This window comes from Rhodoferax saidenbachensis, assembly GCF_031457975.1.
GTDB lineage: Bacteria > Pseudomonadota > Gammaproteobacteria > Burkholderiales > Burkholderiaceae_C > Allorhodoferax > Allorhodoferax saidenbachensis_A.
The window spans coordinates 90,249-107,050 of the sequence record NZ_JAVDXO010000004.1 but is presented as its reverse complement, the minus strand read 5'-3'; the positions used below and the strand labels follow the sequence as shown (position 1 = coordinate 107,050).

Annotated in this window: 15 protein-coding genes; 10 read left to right on the top strand and 5 right to left on the bottom strand. The window is 62.8% G+C overall.

Features of this window, described 5'->3' with window-relative positions; translation table 11 throughout:
- Positions 1–291 precede the first annotated feature (291 nt).
- On the top strand, positions 292–1,068 hold the full coding sequence (locus J2X15_RS10410; protein ID WP_310342348.1) for a metallophosphoesterase: 777 nt from the start codon (positions 292–294) through the stop codon (positions 1,066–1,068).
- A 157-nt stretch (positions 1,069–1,225) separates the two neighbouring features.
- Here the strand turns inward: J2X15_RS10410 and J2X15_RS10405 are convergent, their stop codons facing one another.
- The 5 genes from J2X15_RS10405 to pobA all read right to left on the bottom strand — a co-directional run bounded on the left by J2X15_RS10405 (position 1,226) and on the right by pobA (position 8,142).
- Positions 1,226–1,573 (bottom strand): phosphomannose isomerase type II C-terminal cupin domain, encoded by a 348-nt coding sequence (locus tag J2X15_RS10405; RefSeq protein WP_310342346.1) that lies wholly within the window; start codon positions 1,571–1,573, stop codon positions 1,226–1,228.
- Between the two features lie 51 nt (positions 1,574–1,624).
- Positions 1,625–2,515, bottom strand: a complete 891-nt coding sequence (locus tag J2X15_RS10400; RefSeq protein ID WP_310342344.1) for a MurR/RpiR family transcriptional regulator — start codon at positions 2,513–2,515, stop codon at positions 1,625–1,627.
- Between the two features lie 88 nt (positions 2,516–2,603).
- On the bottom strand, positions 2,604–5,678 hold the full coding sequence (locus J2X15_RS10395; protein ID WP_310342342.1) for an efflux RND transporter permease subunit: 3,075 nt from the start codon (positions 5,676–5,678) through the stop codon (positions 2,604–2,606).
- Positions 5,675–6,868 (bottom strand): efflux RND transporter periplasmic adaptor subunit, encoded by a 1,194-nt coding sequence (locus tag J2X15_RS10390; RefSeq protein ID WP_310342339.1) that lies wholly within the window; start codon positions 6,866–6,868, stop codon positions 5,675–5,677. The genes J2X15_RS10395 and J2X15_RS10390 overlap by 4 nt, the downstream gene beginning before the upstream one ends.
- A gap of 92 nt (positions 6,869–6,960) precedes the next feature.
- Positions 6,961–8,142 (bottom strand): 4-hydroxybenzoate 3-monooxygenase, encoded by a 1,182-nt coding sequence (gene pobA / locus J2X15_RS10385; protein WP_310342337.1) that lies wholly within the window; start codon positions 8,140–8,142, stop codon positions 6,961–6,963.
- A gap of 139 nt (positions 8,143–8,281) precedes the next feature.
- Here pobA and J2X15_RS10380 point away from each other — a divergent pair, with 139 nt between their 5' ends.
- The 9 genes from J2X15_RS10380 (at position 8,282) to J2X15_RS10340 (ending at position 16,796) form a co-directional block, all read left to right on the top strand.
- Positions 8,282–9,094, top strand: coding sequence for an IclR family transcriptional regulator domain-containing protein (locus J2X15_RS10380; RefSeq protein WP_310342335.1), 813 nt, complete (start codon positions 8,282–8,284; stop codon positions 9,092–9,094).
- Between the two features lie 78 nt (positions 9,095–9,172).
- Positions 9,173–9,808 carry a PAQR family membrane homeostasis protein TrhA gene (gene trhA / locus J2X15_RS10375; RefSeq protein ID WP_310342332.1) on the top strand — a complete coding sequence of 212 codons (636 nt, stop codon included), beginning with the start codon at positions 9,173–9,175 and terminating at the stop codon, positions 9,806–9,808.
- A 77-nt stretch (positions 9,809–9,885) separates the two neighbouring features.
- Positions 9,886–11,133 (top strand): DEAD/DEAH box helicase, encoded by a 1,248-nt coding sequence (locus J2X15_RS10370; protein ID WP_310342329.1) that lies wholly within the window; start codon positions 9,886–9,888, stop codon positions 11,131–11,133.
- 77 nt (positions 11,134–11,210) lie between these two features.
- Positions 11,211–11,597, top strand: a complete 387-nt coding sequence (locus J2X15_RS10365; RefSeq protein ID WP_310342326.1) for a low molecular weight protein-tyrosine-phosphatase — start codon at positions 11,211–11,213, stop codon at positions 11,595–11,597.
- Positions 11,598–11,619: 22 nt separating this feature from the next.
- Positions 11,620–11,943: an ATPase with chaperone activity gene (locus J2X15_RS10360; RefSeq protein WP_310342324.1), complete on the top strand. Its 324-nt coding sequence runs from the start codon at positions 11,620–11,622 to the stop codon at positions 11,941–11,943.
- 196 nt (positions 11,944–12,139) lie between these two features.
- Entirely contained in the window at positions 12,140–13,144 is a 1,005-nt protein-coding gene (locus J2X15_RS10355; RefSeq protein WP_310342321.1) for an ABC transporter ATP-binding protein, read from the top strand.
- 68 nt (positions 13,145–13,212) lie between these two features.
- Positions 13,213–14,520 (top strand): ABC transporter substrate-binding protein, encoded by a 1,308-nt coding sequence (locus tag J2X15_RS10350; protein WP_310342319.1) that lies wholly within the window; start codon positions 13,213–13,215, stop codon positions 14,518–14,520.
- 102 nt (positions 14,521–14,622) lie between these two features.
- Complete coding sequence (locus tag J2X15_RS10345) at positions 14,623–15,627, top strand: carbohydrate ABC transporter permease (protein WP_310342316.1); 1,005 nt, start codon at positions 14,623–14,625, stop codon at positions 15,625–15,627.
- Positions 15,624–16,796 (top strand): carbohydrate ABC transporter permease, encoded by a 1,173-nt coding sequence (locus tag J2X15_RS10340; protein ID WP_310342315.1) that lies wholly within the window; start codon positions 15,624–15,626, stop codon positions 16,794–16,796. Before J2X15_RS10345 ends, J2X15_RS10340 begins: the two co-directional genes overlap by 4 nt.
- Positions 16,797–16,802: the final 6 nt, after the last annotated feature.

Here is a 16,802-nt window from a genome sequence, read left to right as displayed (position 1 = left end):
ACGTCGAAGTTCGGCGTGTACCTATATCGAGGGGCATTAGAACGAAGGCTAAGTTCAAGAAAAACAACGCGCCGGTCTGCTACTGCCAGATATCCGATATCGCATATTCAAAATTTGTGCGACTTGTACACGCAGAAGTTGCGCGAAAAATTTAGTGCTCGTATTCTGGTCCACGAACAAGTGAATCTCTATGGACCCGATTGCACTCTTTCCCTTCCAAAGTTCGCAGCTCGCTCCTCTCCGACCTCATATGGCACAGCAAAGGCGATGGACAATGGCGAGGCTAGATCAATGGTGAAATTGGTAATCCTGTCCGACCTGCACCTGGACTTGAAGCCCATGGCGCTTGAACACGAAGGCCAGCGTATCGGCACCAATGCCGACCTGGTCATCCTGGCTGGCGACATCGCAGAAGGTCACAGAGGCCTGCGCTGGGCCCGGGAGTCCTTCCCTGACAAACCCATCATTTACGTCGCCGGCAACCATGAGTTCTACGGCCGCCACTGGGGTGGACATCTGCGCGAGATGCGCGAGAAGGCCGTAGCACTGGATATTGCCTTCTTGGAAGACAAAGTCTTCGAGTTCGGTGGCCTACGCTTCCTGGGCTGCAGCCTATGGACCGACTTTGAATTGCATGGAACTGAGGCCAAGAGCATGGCCATGCGCGAAGCCCAGGAACATCTGAACGACTACGCACGGATCAAGATATCTAAGCCCAAATGGCGGCCACCGGATAGCGACGAAACCAATCCGAGCCTGCTACCCCCAGAATTCACAGTGAGGCGGTTTCAGGAGAGCGTTGCCTGGCTGGAGCAGGAGCTGGCGAATGGGGATCGATTGCATCAGCTGCCAGCGTTCCGCAAGGCGCTGGAGCGTCTGCGCGACCAGTTGCTGAGCGAAAAAATCAAGTTGCGCAGTGTGTCGATCGAGGCGCAGGAGATCATCGACCGGGTCGATCACTTGATTACAGCGGAGGACGTACTCAGGAAAGGGGAGGCGCCGCAGTTGCGCTTGGATCAAGGACCGTGGGGCACCGTTCGCCAGCTGTGGCCATTTGGCAAGCGCTGAGTCACGGCCCGGGAATCCGCGCTCACGCCCACCTTTAGGCGAACACGAATGCAATCAACAGATTGTGGGACGAATAGGGAACAGAACTTGAAGGAACTGATAGAAGGTGGAGGTGCGGCGTAAAACTTAGGGAACTTGAGAGTCCTGCCCAATCTATTCAGGCCCGGCCGTAACGGTCTTCAAACCGCACAATATCGTCTTCCCCCAGGTACGGCCCCATCTGCAGCTCGATCAGCTCCAGTGTCTCCGGGCCCTGGTTGGCTAGGCGGTGCTTCACGCCCACGGGGATGTAGACCGTCTCGCCAATCTTCAGCTCCACCACCTCTTCGCCCACAGTCACTTCGGCCTTGCCGGCCGCCACCACCCAGCGTTCAGCGCGCTGGTGGTGCAGTTGCAGCGACAGCGTTTGGCCCGGGGTCACGGTAATGCGTTTGACCTTGTAGCCGGGCGCTTCGTCCAGCACGGTGAAGGAGCCCCAGGGGCGGGTTTCGAAAGTGGCGGACATGGTTGCTCCAATTGAAAAAGGGTTCTGACTACAGGGTGAATGGACGGGGACCTACAGATGTCCCCGCTTGTGTTTGATGTTCTTCTCCAGCGCCTTGAGCTGGGGGGCCAGGTGGGGGCTGCGCTTGGTGGCCACGGCCATCACCAGGATATCGACCACCAGCAGCTGCAGCACGCGTGAGACCATGGGCAGCGCCAGGTTGCTGTCTTCGTCGTGCTCCACGGGGATCACCACATCGGCCACCTGCGCCAGCGGGGAACCGGTCTTGGTCACCGCCACGATCTTCACTTTGCCTTTTTTTGCGATCTGCGCTGCGTGCACCAGGTCTGCCGTGCGGCCCGAGGTGGAGAAGGCGATCAGGCAGTCTTGCGGCTGCGCCATGGTGGCGGTGATGACTTGCTGGTCGGTGTCCTGGCAAACCGTGCAGTTCACCCCCAGATGGTAGAACTTGTGCTGCGCATCCGTGGCCACAATGCCCGAATTGCCTACGCCCATCAACAGCACATGGCCATGGCGGTCCAGTGCGGCGTTGATGGCCTGCGCCGCCTGCTGGATGGACCCAAAGCCGGCCGACTTGCGGAACGCGTCAATGGCGGAAATCAGGTTGCTGCTGAGGTTGGCGCCCAGGTTCTCGATGTCGTCCTGGTGTTTCAGCGAGTAGTTCACATAGGGCAGGTCGTGCGACGACGAGCCCAGGTACAGCACCAGATGCCGCTTGAACTCGGTGAGCCCCTCGTAACCCACGCGCCGGCAGGCCCGCACCACTGTGGGTTTGCTGACCTTGGCCCGCAGCGAGGCCTGTTCGGCCGACATGTCCAGAAACGCCTTCGGGTCGCTGCAGGCCAGCGCCATGACGCGTCGCTCGGACTCGGGCAACCCATCCAGCGCATGTTCAATGCGCTGGATGAAGTAGCTCGCGTGGATGGAGGAGGGCGTTGCCATGGTCGGTACAAATAATGTATGTACCGATGTTACATAAGAATCCTGTTTTTCTCAACAATTGTGTAACGTAGGTACTTTCACTGGGCGATCAGGTCTCGGGCGTCAGCACCGGGCCGGTGCCGCTGAAGCGCTCCAGCATCAGGTAAATCACCGGGGTGATGAACAGCGTGATGGCCTGGGAGAACACCAGCCCGCCCACCACCGCCAGGCCCAGTGGCTGGCGCAGCTCGGCGCCCGCGCCCAGGCCCAGTGCAATCGGCAGGGCGCCCATCAACGCAGCCATGGTGGTCATCATGATGGGGCGGAAACGCAGAATGCAGGCCTCGCGAATGGCTTGCGCCGGCGTCATGCCCTGGTGGCGTTGTGCGTCCAGCGCGAAGTCGATCATCATGATGGCGTTCTTCTTCACGATGCCAATCAATAGCACGATGCCGATGGTGGCGATCAGCGTCAGGTCTTGCCCGAACAGCATCAGCGTGGCCAGGGCTCCCACCGCGGCTGATGGCAGGCCGACCAGGATGGTGATGGGGTGGATGTAGCTCTCGTACAGCACCCCCAGCAGCACATAGATCACCAGCAGCGCCGCAACCACCAGAATGGTCTGGCTGCCCTGCGAACTCTTGAACACCGCGGCGTCACCACCATAGGTGCTGATGATGGACACAGGCATCTGGATCGCCGCGCGCGCCGCATCGATCTTGGTGGTGGCATCGCCCAGCGCCGTGCCGGGGGCCAGGTTGAAGGACACGGTCACGGCTTGCAACTGGCCCACGTGGTTGATGGAGGAAGGACCCACCGTGCGTTCCACCGTGGTGAAGCTGGACATGGGCACCAGCGCACCGGTCGACGATCGCACGTAAATGCCGTTCAGCGCATGCTCGTCCTGCTTGGCCTCGGGCGCCACTTCCATGATGACCTGGTAACTGTCGGTGGGCAGGTAAATGGTAGACACCTGGCGCTCACCAAACGCGCTGAACAAGGCAGAGCGGATGGCATCGATGGACACGCCCAGCGCGTTGGCCCGGTCCCGGTCGATCTTGAGCTGGGCTTGCAGGCCGCGCAGCTGCGCATCGCTGGTCACATCGCGGAATACGGGGTCGGCGCGCAGCTTCTCTTGCAGCTTGGTGGCCCAGGTGTTGAGCTCGTCGGCGCGCACGCTCTGCAGGATGTACTGGAACTGCGCCTTGCTCTGGCGCCCGCCCAGCTGCAGGTTTTGGGTGGGCCGCATGAAGACGTTGATGCCGGCCACGGAGCGCAGCTGCTTGCGCAGGCCTTCCACCACTTTCTTCATGGGCTGTCGCTCTGCCGTGGGTTTGAGCGTTACAAACATGCGGCCGGTGTTCTGCGCGCCGTTGCCACCGTTGAAGGAGCTCACTGCGGCCACATTGCTGTCCTTGCGGATGATTTCGGCAGCACGTTCCTGCAGGCGCACCATTTCTGGAAAGGAGGTGTCTTCGCTGGCTTCGGTGGTCACCTGGATCTGGCCTATGTCTTCCTCGGGGAAGAAGCCCTTGGGGATGATGACTAGCAACCAGGCGGTCGCCACAAAGGTGGCAATGGCCAGGCCCACGATCAGGGCGCGGTGAGACAGCGCCTTGTCCAGCAGTCGGGTGTAGCCAGCCAGCAGGGCGTTGAAGCCGCGCTCGAAACTGCGCACCACGGCGCCAGGCGGTTTCATGTGGGCCTCATCGGTCAGGAAGCGGCTGGCCAACATGGGCACCAGCGTCAGCGACACAAAGGCCGACACCACGATGGACAGCCCCACCACCACGGCAAACTCGTGGAACAGCAGGCCAATCACTCCGGGCATGAAGAAGATGGGGATGAACACCGCAATCAGCGACGTGGAGATCGAGACGATGGTGAAGCCCACCTCGCGCGCGCCACGCAAAGCGGCCTGGAAGGAGTTCTCCCCATGCTCCACGTGGCGGATGATGTTCTCCAGCACCACGATGGCATCGTCCACCACCAGGCCCACGGCCAAGGTGAGGCCCAGCAGCGAGATGTTGTCCAGGCTGTACGACAGACCCCACAACAGGGCTACTGCACCCACCAGCGACACCGGCAGCGACAAGGCCGGAATAGCCGTGGCCACAAAGCGGCGCAGGAAGAGGAAGATGACCAGTACCACCAGCGCGATGGTGCCGATCAGGGTCAGGGTCACGTCGTGCAGCGCCTCGCGCACGGAGACGGACCGGTCGTTGATCGGCGTCATGCTGACCGACTGCGGCATCTGGCTTTGCAGTGCGGGCAGCGCGTTGCGAATGGAGTCGACCACGCGCACGGTGTTGGCGCCAGGCTGGCGCTGCACGGCCAGCGTGATGGAGTTTTCGCCATTCAGCGTGGCCCAGCTCTTGAGCGTTTCCAGGCTGTCTTCCACCACCGCCACGTCGCGCAGGCGTACCGGTGTGCCACCCCGCGTGCTGACGATGAGGTCGGCAAACTCGGCCGCGGTGCGCAGCTGCTTGTTGGCCTGCAGCACCAGGGTTTGCTTGGGGCCTTCCAGCGTGCCCACGGGCGTGTTCACGTTGGCGGCCTTCAGGGCCGCGCTGATTTCGTCCAGACTGATGTTGCGGGTTGCCAGCGCTTCAGGCTGTACGCGCACCCGCACGGCATAGCGCTTGGCGCCAAAGATGCTGACCTGGGCCACGCCGTCCACGGTGGAGAGCGTGGGCGAGATCAGGTGTTCGGCATAGTCCTGCAGGTCGGCCGGGGAGAGCGAGGGTGACTGCAGCGCAATCAGCAGGACGGGCGCGTCGGCCGGGTTGACTTTGCGGTACGACGGCGGGTTGGTCATGTCCTGCGGCAGGGCACGCTGCGCACGCAGCAGCGCAGCCTGCACATCCACCGCGGCCGCGTCGATGTTGCGCGACTCTTCAAACTCCAGCGTCAGCGACGTGCTGCCCAGCGTGCTGGTGGAGCTGATGGTTTTCAGACCAGGAACGGTCTGAAATTGCTTTTCCAGCGGCAGCGCCACTGAGGTGGCCATGGTCTCCGGGCTGGCCCCTGGCAGGGATGCGGACACGTTGATGACCGGCGTGTCGTAGCTGGGCAATGCGGACACGGGAATGCTGCGAAAGCCAATCACCCCGGCCAGCACGATGGCCAGGTTCAGCAGCACCGTCATCACCGGACGGCGGATAAACAGTTCAGAGAAGTTCATGGTGCGGCGGGCTTGGTAGCGTCCTGGGCCATGGCTTTACCGTCTTTGGCGTCCTTGCCACGCTCCGCCACGGGGGCGTTGGGACGCAGGTTCTGCCTGCCGTCCAGCACTACGCGGTCGCCGGCCTGGATGCCGGTGACTGCGGCGTCACCTGCCTCTGCGTACACCAGCTTGACCGGGCGCAACACAGCCTTGCCGTCTTCCACCACATACACGATGGTGCCGCGTGCACCCTGGATGATGGCCGCCTGCGGTACCACCACCGCGCCCTGGAGGGTGGACACGGTTTGCGAAATTTCTACAAACGCACCGGGCCAGAGCTTGGCGTCCTTGTTGTCAAACACCGCCTTGGCCTTGACGGCGCCCGAGCTGGCGTCCACCAGACTGTCCACAAACTGCAGGCGTCCTTTGAAGGTGCCGCCGCCATCGGCCAGCGTGGCCGTCACGCTGGCACCACCGCCTTGCAGTGCCTGCAGGGCATCGCCCAGGTTACGCTGCGGAATGCTGAACTGCACGCCAATCGGGTCCAGCTGGGTGATGGTGACCAGGCTGGTCACGTTGGCCTGCACCGCACTACCGGGGTACACATTCACGGCACCGGCACGTCCCGCGTTCGGCGCGGTGATGCGGGAGTACGACAGCGCCACACGCGTGGCGTCTATCGTCGCCTGGTCGGCGGCTACGGTCGCAGTCACGGCCTCCACTTGTGCCTGTGCCGTGTCTACCGCGCCTTGCGAGATGAAGTTTTGCGTGAACAGCTGCTGGGCCCGCTCGAACTGGCGCTTGGCGTCGGCCAGGCTGGCATTGTCCTTGGCCAGTTGCGCGCGGGCCTTGGCCACGTTGGCCTCATCGGTGCGTGCGTCCAGCGTGAACAGCACCTGGCCCGCCTTGACGAACTGCCCCTCCTTGAAATGCACCTGGGTCACCGTGCTGGTGACCTGGGATTTGACGTCCACCGTGGTCAGTGGCGCAACGGTTCCCGTGGCCTTCAGGGTGACCGAGAGGTCGCGGTTTTGGGCTGTTACGGTACTGACCGTGGCGGGCGCTCCTGCGGGGGCGCTGGCCGATGCGGCAGGCCCTGGTGCGGTGGCGGCTTGGGCGGCAGGCGCTTCGGTTTTGCCCGAGCACCCCACAAAGGCCAGGGGCAGCAGGGCGCTCAACAGGAGCAGAGGGGAACGGGCGAATGTCATGGGTGGCGGCGTAGGGAGGGCGGGGTGATGGCCCCGACTGTGAATCCTGTTTGCCGCTGCCCGCTGTCGGCTGTGTAAAGCCTCCGTAAAGTTCAGCCCTGCAGCGGTAAACCCACGTAGTTTTCCGCCAGTGCGGTAGACGCGGCCTGGGACTGCACCAGGTACTCCAACTCGGCCTCCTGCACACGTTGACCGAAGCCTTCGGTGTCGGGGAAGCGGTGCAGCAGCGAAGTCATCCACCATGAGAAGCGCTCGGCGCGCCAGACGCGGCGCAGCGCCCGTTCCGAGTAGCCGTCAATGCCGGCTTCCGACTTCTCGGTGTAGAACTCCCCCAGCGCCTGCGACAGCATGCGCACGTCGCTGGCGGCCAGGTTCAGGCCCTTGGCACCCGTGGGCGGCACGATGTGGGCGGCGTCCCCGGCCAGAAACAGGCGGCCAAAGCGCATGGGCTCGGCCACAAAGCTGCGCAGCGGGGCGATGCTTTTCTCGATGGACGGGCCGGTCACCAGGCGTTCGGCGGTGGCAGGGTCCAGCCGGCTTTTCAGCTCGGTCCAGAAGCGCGCGTCGCTCCAGGCGTCCACCGGGTCTGTCAGCGCGCACTGCACGTAGTAGCGGCTGCGCGTCATGCTGCGCATGGAACAGAGTGCAAAACCACGTTCGCTGTTGGCGTAAATGATGGCGTGTGGCGATACCGGTGGCGTGTCGCTGAGCACCCCCAGCCAGCCGAAGGGGTAGACCTTCTCGAACTCGTGGATGGCGTTTTTCGGCACGCTGGCCCGGCACACACCGTGGAAACCGTCGCAACCGGCGATGAAGTCGCAGTCCAACACCTGCGACTGGCCGTTCGCTTCAAAGCGCACCTGCGGATGCAGGCCGTCGAAGTCATGCACGCTGACATTGCCAGCCTGGTAGACCGTGGTTTGGCCGGAGGCAGTGCGCGCTTCCATCAGGTCGCGTGTCACCTCGGTCTGGCCATAGGCGGTGACCACCTTGCCGCCGGTCAGCCGGTGCAGGTCGATGGCGTGGTGCTGGTTCTTGAACACGAGGTCCAGGTGTTGGTGCACGATGCCCTCGCGACCCACACCAGCACCTACGCCCGCTTCCACCATCGCGTCCACCGTGGTTTGCTCCAGAATGCCGGCGCGGATGCGACCCAGCACATAGTCCGGGCTTTGGCGTTCGATGATCACGTTGGCAATGCCGGCCTTGTGCAGCAGGGCTCCGAGCAGGAGGCCGGAGGGGCCGGCTCCAATGATGGCGACTTGGGTGCGCATGAAAACTCCGTGGTTTTTGGGTGTGCGCCTAGCTTAGGCAGGCCCCTTTGTTTGTGCATCCCGCTCGCCCTGGTGTTGCGCGGTAATTGGAGTGATTGCGCGATAATCGCGCAAAACCAATCAGCCGCAAGACCACACCATGGCCTCTTCCGTCCCCCTGCATCCCAGCACCATTGCCCCGGCCGATCTGATTGCCGGCATGGCCAAAGGCATGGCCGTGCTGGAGAGTTTTGACACCGAGCGCCAGCGCCTGAACGCCACGCTGGCCGCCCAGCGCGCGGGCATCACGCGGGCGGCGGCGCGTCGCCATTTGCTCACGCTGGCTTACCTGGGCTACCTGGAGACCGATGGCAGCTACTACTGGTTGTCCAGCAAGGTGCTGCGCTTTTCGGGCAGCTACCTGGCCTCGGCGCGCATGCCACGGGTGCTGCAGCCCACACTCAACCGTCTGGCCGCGTACACGCAGGAGTCGTTTTCGGCCGTGGTGCTGGATGGGCACGAGGTGGTCATCGTGGCTCGCAGCGGCAATGACTGGCGCAGCTCGCCCTCGGGCAAGACCCAGGTGCTGGCCTATGGCTTGCACCTGGGGGCACGTCTGCCGGCGCATGCCACTTCCACCGGGCGCCTACTGCTTGCTGCTCTGCCCAAGCCCGTGCTCAACGACTGGATCAAGGCGCAGCCCCTGCGGCGCCTGACCGCGCACACCGTGACCGACACCAAGGCCCTGCGCCAGAGCATTGACACAGCGCGGCGGCAAGACTTCTACCTAGCCAGCGAAGAGCACGAGCTGGGCGTGCAAGCCCTGGCCGTGCCGCTGCGCAACGTGCAGGGGGACACCGTGGCCGCGCTCAATGTGGTGGCCGCACCCCACCGCTGGACGCCGCAGACCCTGCAGAGCGAGCTGCTGCCGGTGCTGCTGGATGCGGCGCGGGAGCTGCAGCCACTTTTGTAACTCCGGCGGCAGCATCTCCGGTGCGTGCAGCGGGCCAACGGCTGCCGCAGACCCGACCCAAGCTGCGACAATCGGGGTATGACCGCACGACTCCAAAGCCTGGGTGAAGAAATCGCCAACAGTGTCAGCCACGGGCTGGCGCTGCTGGCTGCCATCGGTGCTGCGCCCTTTCTGATTGCGGCAGCGCGCGACCTTGGTGCCGCCAGCCAGGTGGGGGCCGTGGTGTTTGCCGTGACCATGGTGCTGCTGTACTTCACTTCCACGCTGTACCACGCACTGCCCAACGGGCGCGCCAAGCGGGTGTTCCTCAAACTGGACTACTGCGCGATCTTCCTTTTCATCGCCGGTAGCTACACCCCATTCGCACTGGGTGCGCTGTACGGCGCCTGGGGCTGGACTCTGTTTGGCTTGGTGTGGGCGTTGGCTGGGGTCGGCGTCATCCTCAAGTCCACCGACAAGCTTTCGCATCCCTGGGTTTCCACCGGCCTGTACCTCTGCATGGGCTGGCTGGTGCTGATTGCCGCTGTGCCGTTGGTGGAGCGCGTGCCGCTGCAGGGCCTGGTCTGGCTGGTGGCCGGTGGTCTGGCCTACACCCTGGGGGTGGTGTTCTTTGTGCTCGATTCGCGTATCCGCTATGCGCATGCAATCTGGCACGGCTTCGTGGTGGCCGGTACTGGTTGCCACTTTTTCGCTGTGATGGGCTACGCCGGCTGATCCCCCGGCCTGCGGCAGACTCGCCCCTCCCTTTTTTCTTCCACGTTCCGTTTACTGCCCACCGGGCTCCCCACGCCATGCCCTTTTCCGACCTCGGTATTCCCCCCGCACTGGCGCATGCCATGGTGCTTCAGGGCTATGTCCTGCCCACGCCTGTGCAGGCGCAGACCGTGCCCGTGGCCCTGGATGGGAAGGACGTACTGGCCTGTGCGCAAACCGGCTCCGGCAAAACCGCCGCCTATGCCATGGTGCTGCTGGCGCAACTGACCAGCCGTACGCCGCACAAGCCCCGCCAGGCCACGGCGCTGGTGGTGGTGCCCACGCGTGAGTTGGCGACCCAGGTAGGCGACACGCTGCGTACCCTGGCCCAGCACGCCGGTCAGGCGGCCCGCGTGACGGTGCTGTTTGGTGGGGTGTCCATCAATCCGCAGCTTATGGGCCTGCGCGGCGGCACCGACATCGTGGTGGCCACGCCGGGTCGCTTGCTGGACGTGGTGGACCACCGCGCCCTCACGCTGGGCGGAGTGCAGACCCTGGTGCTGGACGAGGCCGATCGCCTGCTGGACCTGGGCTTTGCGCAGGAGCTTGATCGCATCCGCAGCCTGCTGCCGGCGCGCCACCAGAGCCTGTTGTACTCGGCTACGTTTCCGGCCGCGGTGCGCGCCATGGCGCAGGCCAGTCTGCACAGCCCCGTGGAGGTGAATGTGGTGGCCGAAGAGGGCGAGCAGCCCGACATCGCCCAGCGCGCCATCCAGGTGGATGTCAGCCAGCGCACCCAGTTGCTGCGCCACCTGATTGCCGAGCAGGGCTGGAGCCGGGTGCTGGTGTTTGTGGCGACCAAATACGCCGCCGAGATGGTGGCCGACAAGCTGCGCCGTGCCGGGTTGCTGGCCGAGCCTTTTCACGCCCAACTCAGCCAGGGCAAGCGTACCCAGGTGCTGATGGATTTCAAGGCCTCGGCCATTGGCGTGGTGGTGGCGACCGATGTGGCCGCGCGCGGCATCGATATCAGTGACCTGCCGGTGGTGGTGAACTACGACCTGCCGCGCTCGGCCACCGACTACACCCACCGCATTGGCCGCACCGCGCGCGCCGGTGCCAGTGGTCTGGCGGTGAGCTTTGTCACCGCCGACATGGAGGCGCATTTCCGCTTGATCGAAAAGCGCCACCGCAAACTGGTGCCGCGCGAGCAGGTGCCCGGCTTTGAGCCCGCGCCGCGCGCCAGCGACGCGCCGGGCGGTACCGCGGGTGGTGGCATCAAGGGCATCCGGCCCAGCAAGAAAGACAAGCTGCGCGCCGCCGGTTTGCTGCCGCCATTGGCCTGATTGCTATAAAAACAAGAGCTGCTCGCGCAATGGATACGGGGGCTAGAGGCTGATTTGATTTGAGAATAGGGGCGCGAATGCCAGACTACCGTTTGCTGTTTGTGTGCATGGGCAATATCTGCCGCAGCCCCACGGCCCATGGTGTCATGTGCCACAAGGTGCTGCAACGGGGCTGGCAAGACCGCGTACTGGTGGACTCGGCGGGCACCCACAACTACCACCCCGGCGAGGCGCCGGACCCACGTTCCCAAACCCATGCAGCCCGGCGCGGCTATGACCTCTCAGATCTGCCCCCCGCGCACCAGGCCAAACTGCGCCGCCTGACCGAGTTTTGCCAGCGACACGACAGCCCCGAGGTGCCCGACCCCTACTACGGCGGCTCGGGCGGCTTCGACACTGTGCTCGATCTGGTGGAAGATGCGTGCGACGGCCTGTTGCTGCATGTGCAGCGCGAGCTGAACTGACCCCTCCGACTTCTCCCCCTCCATGTCCGACGACTACCAAATCGAGATTCCCCAGAGCTTTCTGGCGCTGTACACCGACACCCGCCGCAACCGCCTGAAAACCCCCTGGCAAGAGGTAGCCCAGCGCTACGAGCTGTGCGAAGACTTGGCCAACCTGCTGACCACCACGGCGCGCGATATGGAGTTCGGCCTGGGGCTGGCCGAAGGGGATGTGCTGACGCGCTGCCACCAGGGTTTGCTGGGCGAAGCCGCCGTGGTGACGCCCACGGAGGCGCAGTGGGTGGTGAGCCGTTTGGCCGAGTTGTTGGACTGGGTCATGCCTCTCTGGGTTACCGAAAACCGGTAACCATCTAGTAACTCTATTACTTTTGCCCTGGAATTTGTATCGAAAGGTGCTTTGAGCACTTCATTGGACAAAATCGGTTTTGAAAACTGAGGATAAACAGAGTTTTCAAGGGTTTTCCCTGACGGGATGTGTTTGTAATCTGGTTACATTTTGCTGCGTGGCGAGGCGCCGCAGGTCAACCGCAAGGAGCATGCATATGAGTCAGTCCGATGTCCGTTTGCGCGGAATCGTTAAAAACTATGGGAAAGCGGATGTCATCCACGGCATCGATTTGGATATCGAGCCGGGCGAGTTCACCGTGTTTGTGGGCCCCTCGGGCTGCGGCAAGACCACCCTGTTGCGCATGATTGCGGGTCTGGAAGAGATCTCTGGCGGCGACCTCAACATCGGTGGCGTACGCGTCAATGAGCTGGGCCCTTCCGAGCGCGGCGTGGCCATGGTGTTCCAGAGTTACGCGCTCTACCCGCACAAGACCGTGTTTGACAACATGGCCTTCGCGCTGAAGATTGCCAAGACGCCCAAGGCCGAGATTGAGCGCCGCGTGCGCGAAGCCTCCGAGATCCTGCAGCTGACTGAATACCTGGACCGCCTGCCCAAGGCCTTGTCAGGCGGCCAGCGCCAGCGCGTGGCCATTGGCCGTGCCATCGTGCGCGACCCCAAAGTGTTTTTGTTTGACGAGCCGCTCTCCAACCTGGATGCTGCCCTGCGCACCAAGATGCGGGTGGAGCTGGCCACGCTGCACCGCCGCCTGGGCGCCACCATGGTCTACGTGACACACGACCAGGTCGAGGCCATGACGTTGGCCGACAAGATCGTCGTGCTGAACAAGGGCCGGGTCGAGCAGGTCGGCCGCCCGCTGGAGCTGTACAACAAGCCTGCCAGCCTGTTTGTCGCCAGCTTCATTGGCTCACCGCAGATGAACCTGATTGGCGGAGAATTTGCCGCGCGCCACAACGTGGCCACTGTGGGCCTGCGCCCCGAGCATCTGAAGGTGCAGGCCGGCGGTCCCATTCAGGGCACGCTCAAGCACGCCGAGCAGCTGGGCAACGAAACCTTTGCCTACGTCACCGCAGGCGAACACGGCGACATCACCGCACGCATGGATGGCACGCTGGCGCTGGAGCCCGGCAAGACCATTGAACTGGGCTTTTCGCCCGAGCACCTGTACCGCTTCAACGCCGAGGGCCGGCGCGTCGACTGACGCCGTGCCACCCCTGAATTTTTAAAGCACCGCGGATGGGCCGTGGCGCACCAAGAGGAGAAGAGACGATGTTCAAGAAAACCGTAATTGCCGGAGCGTCTGCCCTGGTACTGGGCACCCTGGTCAGCCCGGCCATGGCCGCTGCCGACTACAAAGGCCCCAATCTGAAGGGTGAAGTGGTCACCATCACCTGCCCCTGGACGGGCGCCGAAGAGGTGTCGTTCCAGAAGGTGATCGATGGCTTTGAAAAAGCCACCGGTGCCACCGTGAAGCACTCCTGCTCCCAAAGCTCCGAGCAGCAAATCGTGATCGACATCAAGGCCGGTTCGCCGTCCAACATCTCGGTGTTCCCCCAGCCCGGTCTGGCCGCCAACATGGCCGCTATCGGTGGTCTGGTGCCCCTGGGCGAAAAGTCCAAAGAATGGGTGAAGAAGAACTACGCCGCTGGCACCTCCTGGGCAGACTTGGGTACCTACGCCAACAAGGCGGGCAAGAATGAGTTCTACGGCCTGTTCTACAACGTGAACGTGAAGAGCCTGGTCTGGTACATCCCCGAGAACTTCAAGGAAAAGGGCTACAAAGTGCCCAAGACCATGGAAGAGCTGCAAGCCCTGACCAAGAAGATCGCCTCGGATGGCGGCAAAGCCTGGTGTATCGGGCTGGGTTCGGACGCGGCCACCGGCTGGCCCGCCACTGACTGGGTGGAAGACTTCATGCTGCGCACGCAAACCCCCGAGGTGTATGACGGCTGGGTGAGCAACAAGGTCAAGTTCAACGACAAGCGCGTGGTCGAGGCTATCGAAGCCTACGGCTGGTTTGCCAAGAACGACGCCTATGTGGATGGTGGCGCCAAGGCCGTGGCCACCGTGAGCTTCAAGGACAGCCCCAAGGGTCTGTTTGGCTCCCCACCCAAGTGCTACATGCATCGCCAGGCGTCCTTCATCCCTGCCTTCTTCCCCGAAGGCAAGGCGGACGATGCAGACTTCTTCTACTTCCCCTCGTTTGCCAGCAAGAAGCTCGGCAACCCGGTTCTGGGTGGCGGCACGATCCTGACCATCACCAAGGACAGCAAGGGCGCCCACGCCTTCATGGATTACATGCAAAGCCCACAAGCGCATGAAATCTGGATGGCGGACGGCCCCGGCTTCCTGACGCCGCACAAGGGTGTGAACCTGGACAAGTACAAGACCAAGGCCCAAAAGAAGCAAGGCGAGATTTTGCTCAACGCAACCACCTTCCGCTTTGACGGTTCCGATCTGATGCCCGGCGCTGTGGGTGCGGGCAGCTTCTGGAAGGGCATGGTCAACTACTCGGGTGGTCAAACCGCCCAGCAGGTGGCGGACGAAATCCAGAAGAGCTGGGACGCGATCAAGTAAGCATCTCCTCTGACGTGGCCCTGGTGGTGCGTCTTCAGGCCGGCAGCTCCGTGCTGCCGGCCCTTTTGAAACCCTTTCACGATACGCAAAAGAGTTGATCCCATGACCGATCAAATCCTCCAGACCATAACCGCCGTAGTGGTCAGCATTGCGTTTTGCCTGCTGTACTTCGCTGGCTCCAACTTTCTGTTGGACAAAATTGTGCATGTGCCGTTGGGGCACAAGCACCAGCGCGAGCGGGTGCGTTCCAGCGTGCGGCCCTGGCTGTTTTTGGCCCCCGCGTTGCTGCTGCTCGGTACCTACCTGCTGTATCCGCTGTTTGAGACCTTTCGCCTCAGCTTTTTCGATGCCACTGGCGAACAGTTCGTCGGCCTGGCGAACTACCAATGGGTGTTGGTAGACCAGAATTTCCTGCTCACCATCCGCAACAATTTCCTGTGGCTGGTGGTGGTGCCTGCGGCCGCCACCGGCCTGGGCCTGATCGTGGCCGTGCTGGCCGACCGGGTGTGGTGGGGCGGCTTCGCCAAGTCCATGGTGTTCATGCCCATGGCCATCAGTTTTGTGGGTGCCAGCGTGATCTGGAAGTTCGTCTATGACTTCCGCGGGCCAGAGTCTGACCAGATCGGCATCCTGAACGCCATCGTCGTGGGGCTGGGCGGCCAGCCGCAGGCCTGGGTCACGGTGCCGTTCTGGAACAACTTCTTCCTCATGGCCATCCTGATCTGGATTCAGACCGGATTTGCCATGGTGATTTTGTCGGCCGCGTTGCGTGGCGTGCCCAACGAAACCATTGAAGCGGCCCGCATCGACGGGGCCAGCGAGTTGCAGATCTTCTTTGAAATCATGGTGCCGCAGGTCATGTCCACCATCCTCGTGGTGTGGACCACCATCACCATCACGGTGCTCAAGGTGTTTGACATCGTGATGGCCATGACCGGTGGCCAGTGGGACACCAGCGTGCTGGCCAACCTGATGTACGACTGGATGTTCCGCGGCGGTGGGGACTATGGCCGTAGCTCCACGCTGGCCATGGTGCTCATGTTTGCGGTGGTGCCTGTCATGGCGTTCAATATCCGTCGGTTCCGCACCGAGGAGGCCCAGCGATGAAAAAATACTTCAGCTTTCCCTCCATCGCCGCGCAGCTGCTCCTGCTGGCCATCGTGGTGCTGTGGGTACTGCCCACTTTTGGCTTGCTGGTGTCCAGCTTCCGCGACAAGCAGCAGCTGGCGTCCAGCGGCTGGTGGACGGCGCTGTCTACACAGACACGCTCCGATATGCGCCGCACCGCCGGTGCACAAAGTCTGGTCAAGGAAGGCGACCGCTATGTGATCAGCGGCCGCTTGTTCCCCGAGCAGTCCGGTATCAAGATCAAGAAGTTTTCGCTCAAGTCGTCCAACCCCGGTGAATTTGCTGCAGGCACTGCCGCCGCGTTGGCGGACGGTCAGGTGTTTGACGACGAAGACGGCCAACCCGATGGCACGCTGACGGTGCAGGCCGATGGCAGTTACCGCCTGGAGCTGAACCAGAACTACGACAAGGACCGTGGGGTGCGCGTGTTCTACGTGGCAGAGTCGCCCCCCGTGTTCCTCACACAGAACTATGAGAAAGTGGTGGCGTCCGAGGGCGTGGGCCAGGCCTTTCTCAACACCTTCAAGGTCACCATTCCGGCCACCTTCATTCCCATTCTGATTGCGGCCTTTGCGGCTTACGCCTTCAGCTGGATGGAGTTCCCCGGGCGCAAATGGCTGTTTGTCGTCGTGGTGGGCCTGCTGGTGGTGCCCTTGCAGATGTCGCTGATTCCGCTGCTGCGCCTGTACAACCAGTTGGGTGAGGCACTGGGTGTGGAGAGTAAGTCGTACATGGGGGTGTGGTCGGCGCACTCAGCCTTTGGTCTACCGCTAGCCATCTACCTGCTGCGCAACTACATTGCCTCGTTGCCGCGCGACATCATCGAGAGCGCGCGCATGGACGGTGCCTCGCACTTCCAGATCTTCATTGGCATCGTGCTGCCACTGTCGATCCCCGCGCTGGCCAGTTTTGCCATCTTCCAGTTCCTGTGGGTGTGGAATGACTTCCTGATCGCACTGGTGTTCCTGGGCAAGGCGCCTGACCAGATCGTGCTGACCATCAAACTCAATGACTTGCTGGGCTCCCGCGGCGAGAGCTGGGAAATCCTGACCGCCAGCGCCTTTGTGTCCATCGCCGTGCCGGTGGCCGTATTCTTCTCGCTACAGCGCTTCTTTGTGCGCGGCCTGCTGTCCGGTTCTGTCAAATAATTTTCT

Bases quoted from the DNA above. Each gene is read 5' to 3' on its own strand.
- J2X15_RS10405 (WP_310342346.1), bottom strand. From the start codon at position 1,573: ATGTCCGCCACTTTCGAAACCCGCCCCTGGGGCTCCTTCACCGTGCTG.
- J2X15_RS10380 (WP_310342335.1), top strand. From the start codon at position 8,282: ATGGCCTCTTCCGTCCCCCTGCATCCCAGCACCATTGCCCCGGCCGAT.
- trhA (WP_310342332.1), top strand. From the start codon at position 9,173: ATGACCGCACGACTCCAAAGCCTGGGTGAAGAAATCGCCAACAGTGTC.
- J2X15_RS10355 (WP_310342321.1), top strand. From the start codon at position 12,140: ATGAGTCAGTCCGATGTCCGTTTGCGCGGAATCGTTAAAAACTATGGG.
- J2X15_RS10370 (WP_310342329.1), top strand. From the start codon at position 9,886: ATGCCCTTTTCCGACCTCGGTATTCCCCCCGCACTGGCGCATGCCATG.
- J2X15_RS10395 (WP_310342342.1), bottom strand. From the start codon at position 5,678: ATGAACTTCTCTGAACTGTTTATCCGCCGTCCGGTGATGACGGTGCTG.
- J2X15_RS10350 (WP_310342319.1), top strand. From the start codon at position 13,213: ATGTTCAAGAAAACCGTAATTGCCGGAGCGTCTGCCCTGGTACTGGGC.
- J2X15_RS10360 (WP_310342324.1), top strand. From the start codon at position 11,620: ATGTCCGACGACTACCAAATCGAGATTCCCCAGAGCTTTCTGGCGCTG.
- pobA (WP_310342337.1), bottom strand. From the start codon at position 8,142: ATGCGCACCCAAGTCGCCATCATTGGAGCCGGCCCCTCCGGCCTCCTG.
- J2X15_RS10400 (WP_310342344.1), bottom strand. From the start codon at position 2,515: ATGGCAACGCCCTCCTCCATCCACGCGAGCTACTTCATCCAGCGCATT.
- J2X15_RS10410 (WP_310342348.1), top strand. From the start codon at position 292: ATGGTGAAATTGGTAATCCTGTCCGACCTGCACCTGGACTTGAAGCCC.
- J2X15_RS10390 (WP_310342339.1), bottom strand. From the start codon at position 6,868: ATGACATTCGCCCGTTCCCCTCTGCTCCTGTTGAGCGCCCTGCTGCCC.
- J2X15_RS10345 (WP_310342316.1), top strand. From the start codon at position 14,623: ATGACCGATCAAATCCTCCAGACCATAACCGCCGTAGTGGTCAGCATT.
- J2X15_RS10340 (WP_310342315.1), top strand. From the start codon at position 15,624: ATGAAAAAATACTTCAGCTTTCCCTCCATCGCCGCGCAGCTGCTCCTG.
- J2X15_RS10365 (WP_310342326.1), top strand. From the start codon at position 11,211: ATGCCAGACTACCGTTTGCTGTTTGTGTGCATGGGCAATATCTGCCGC.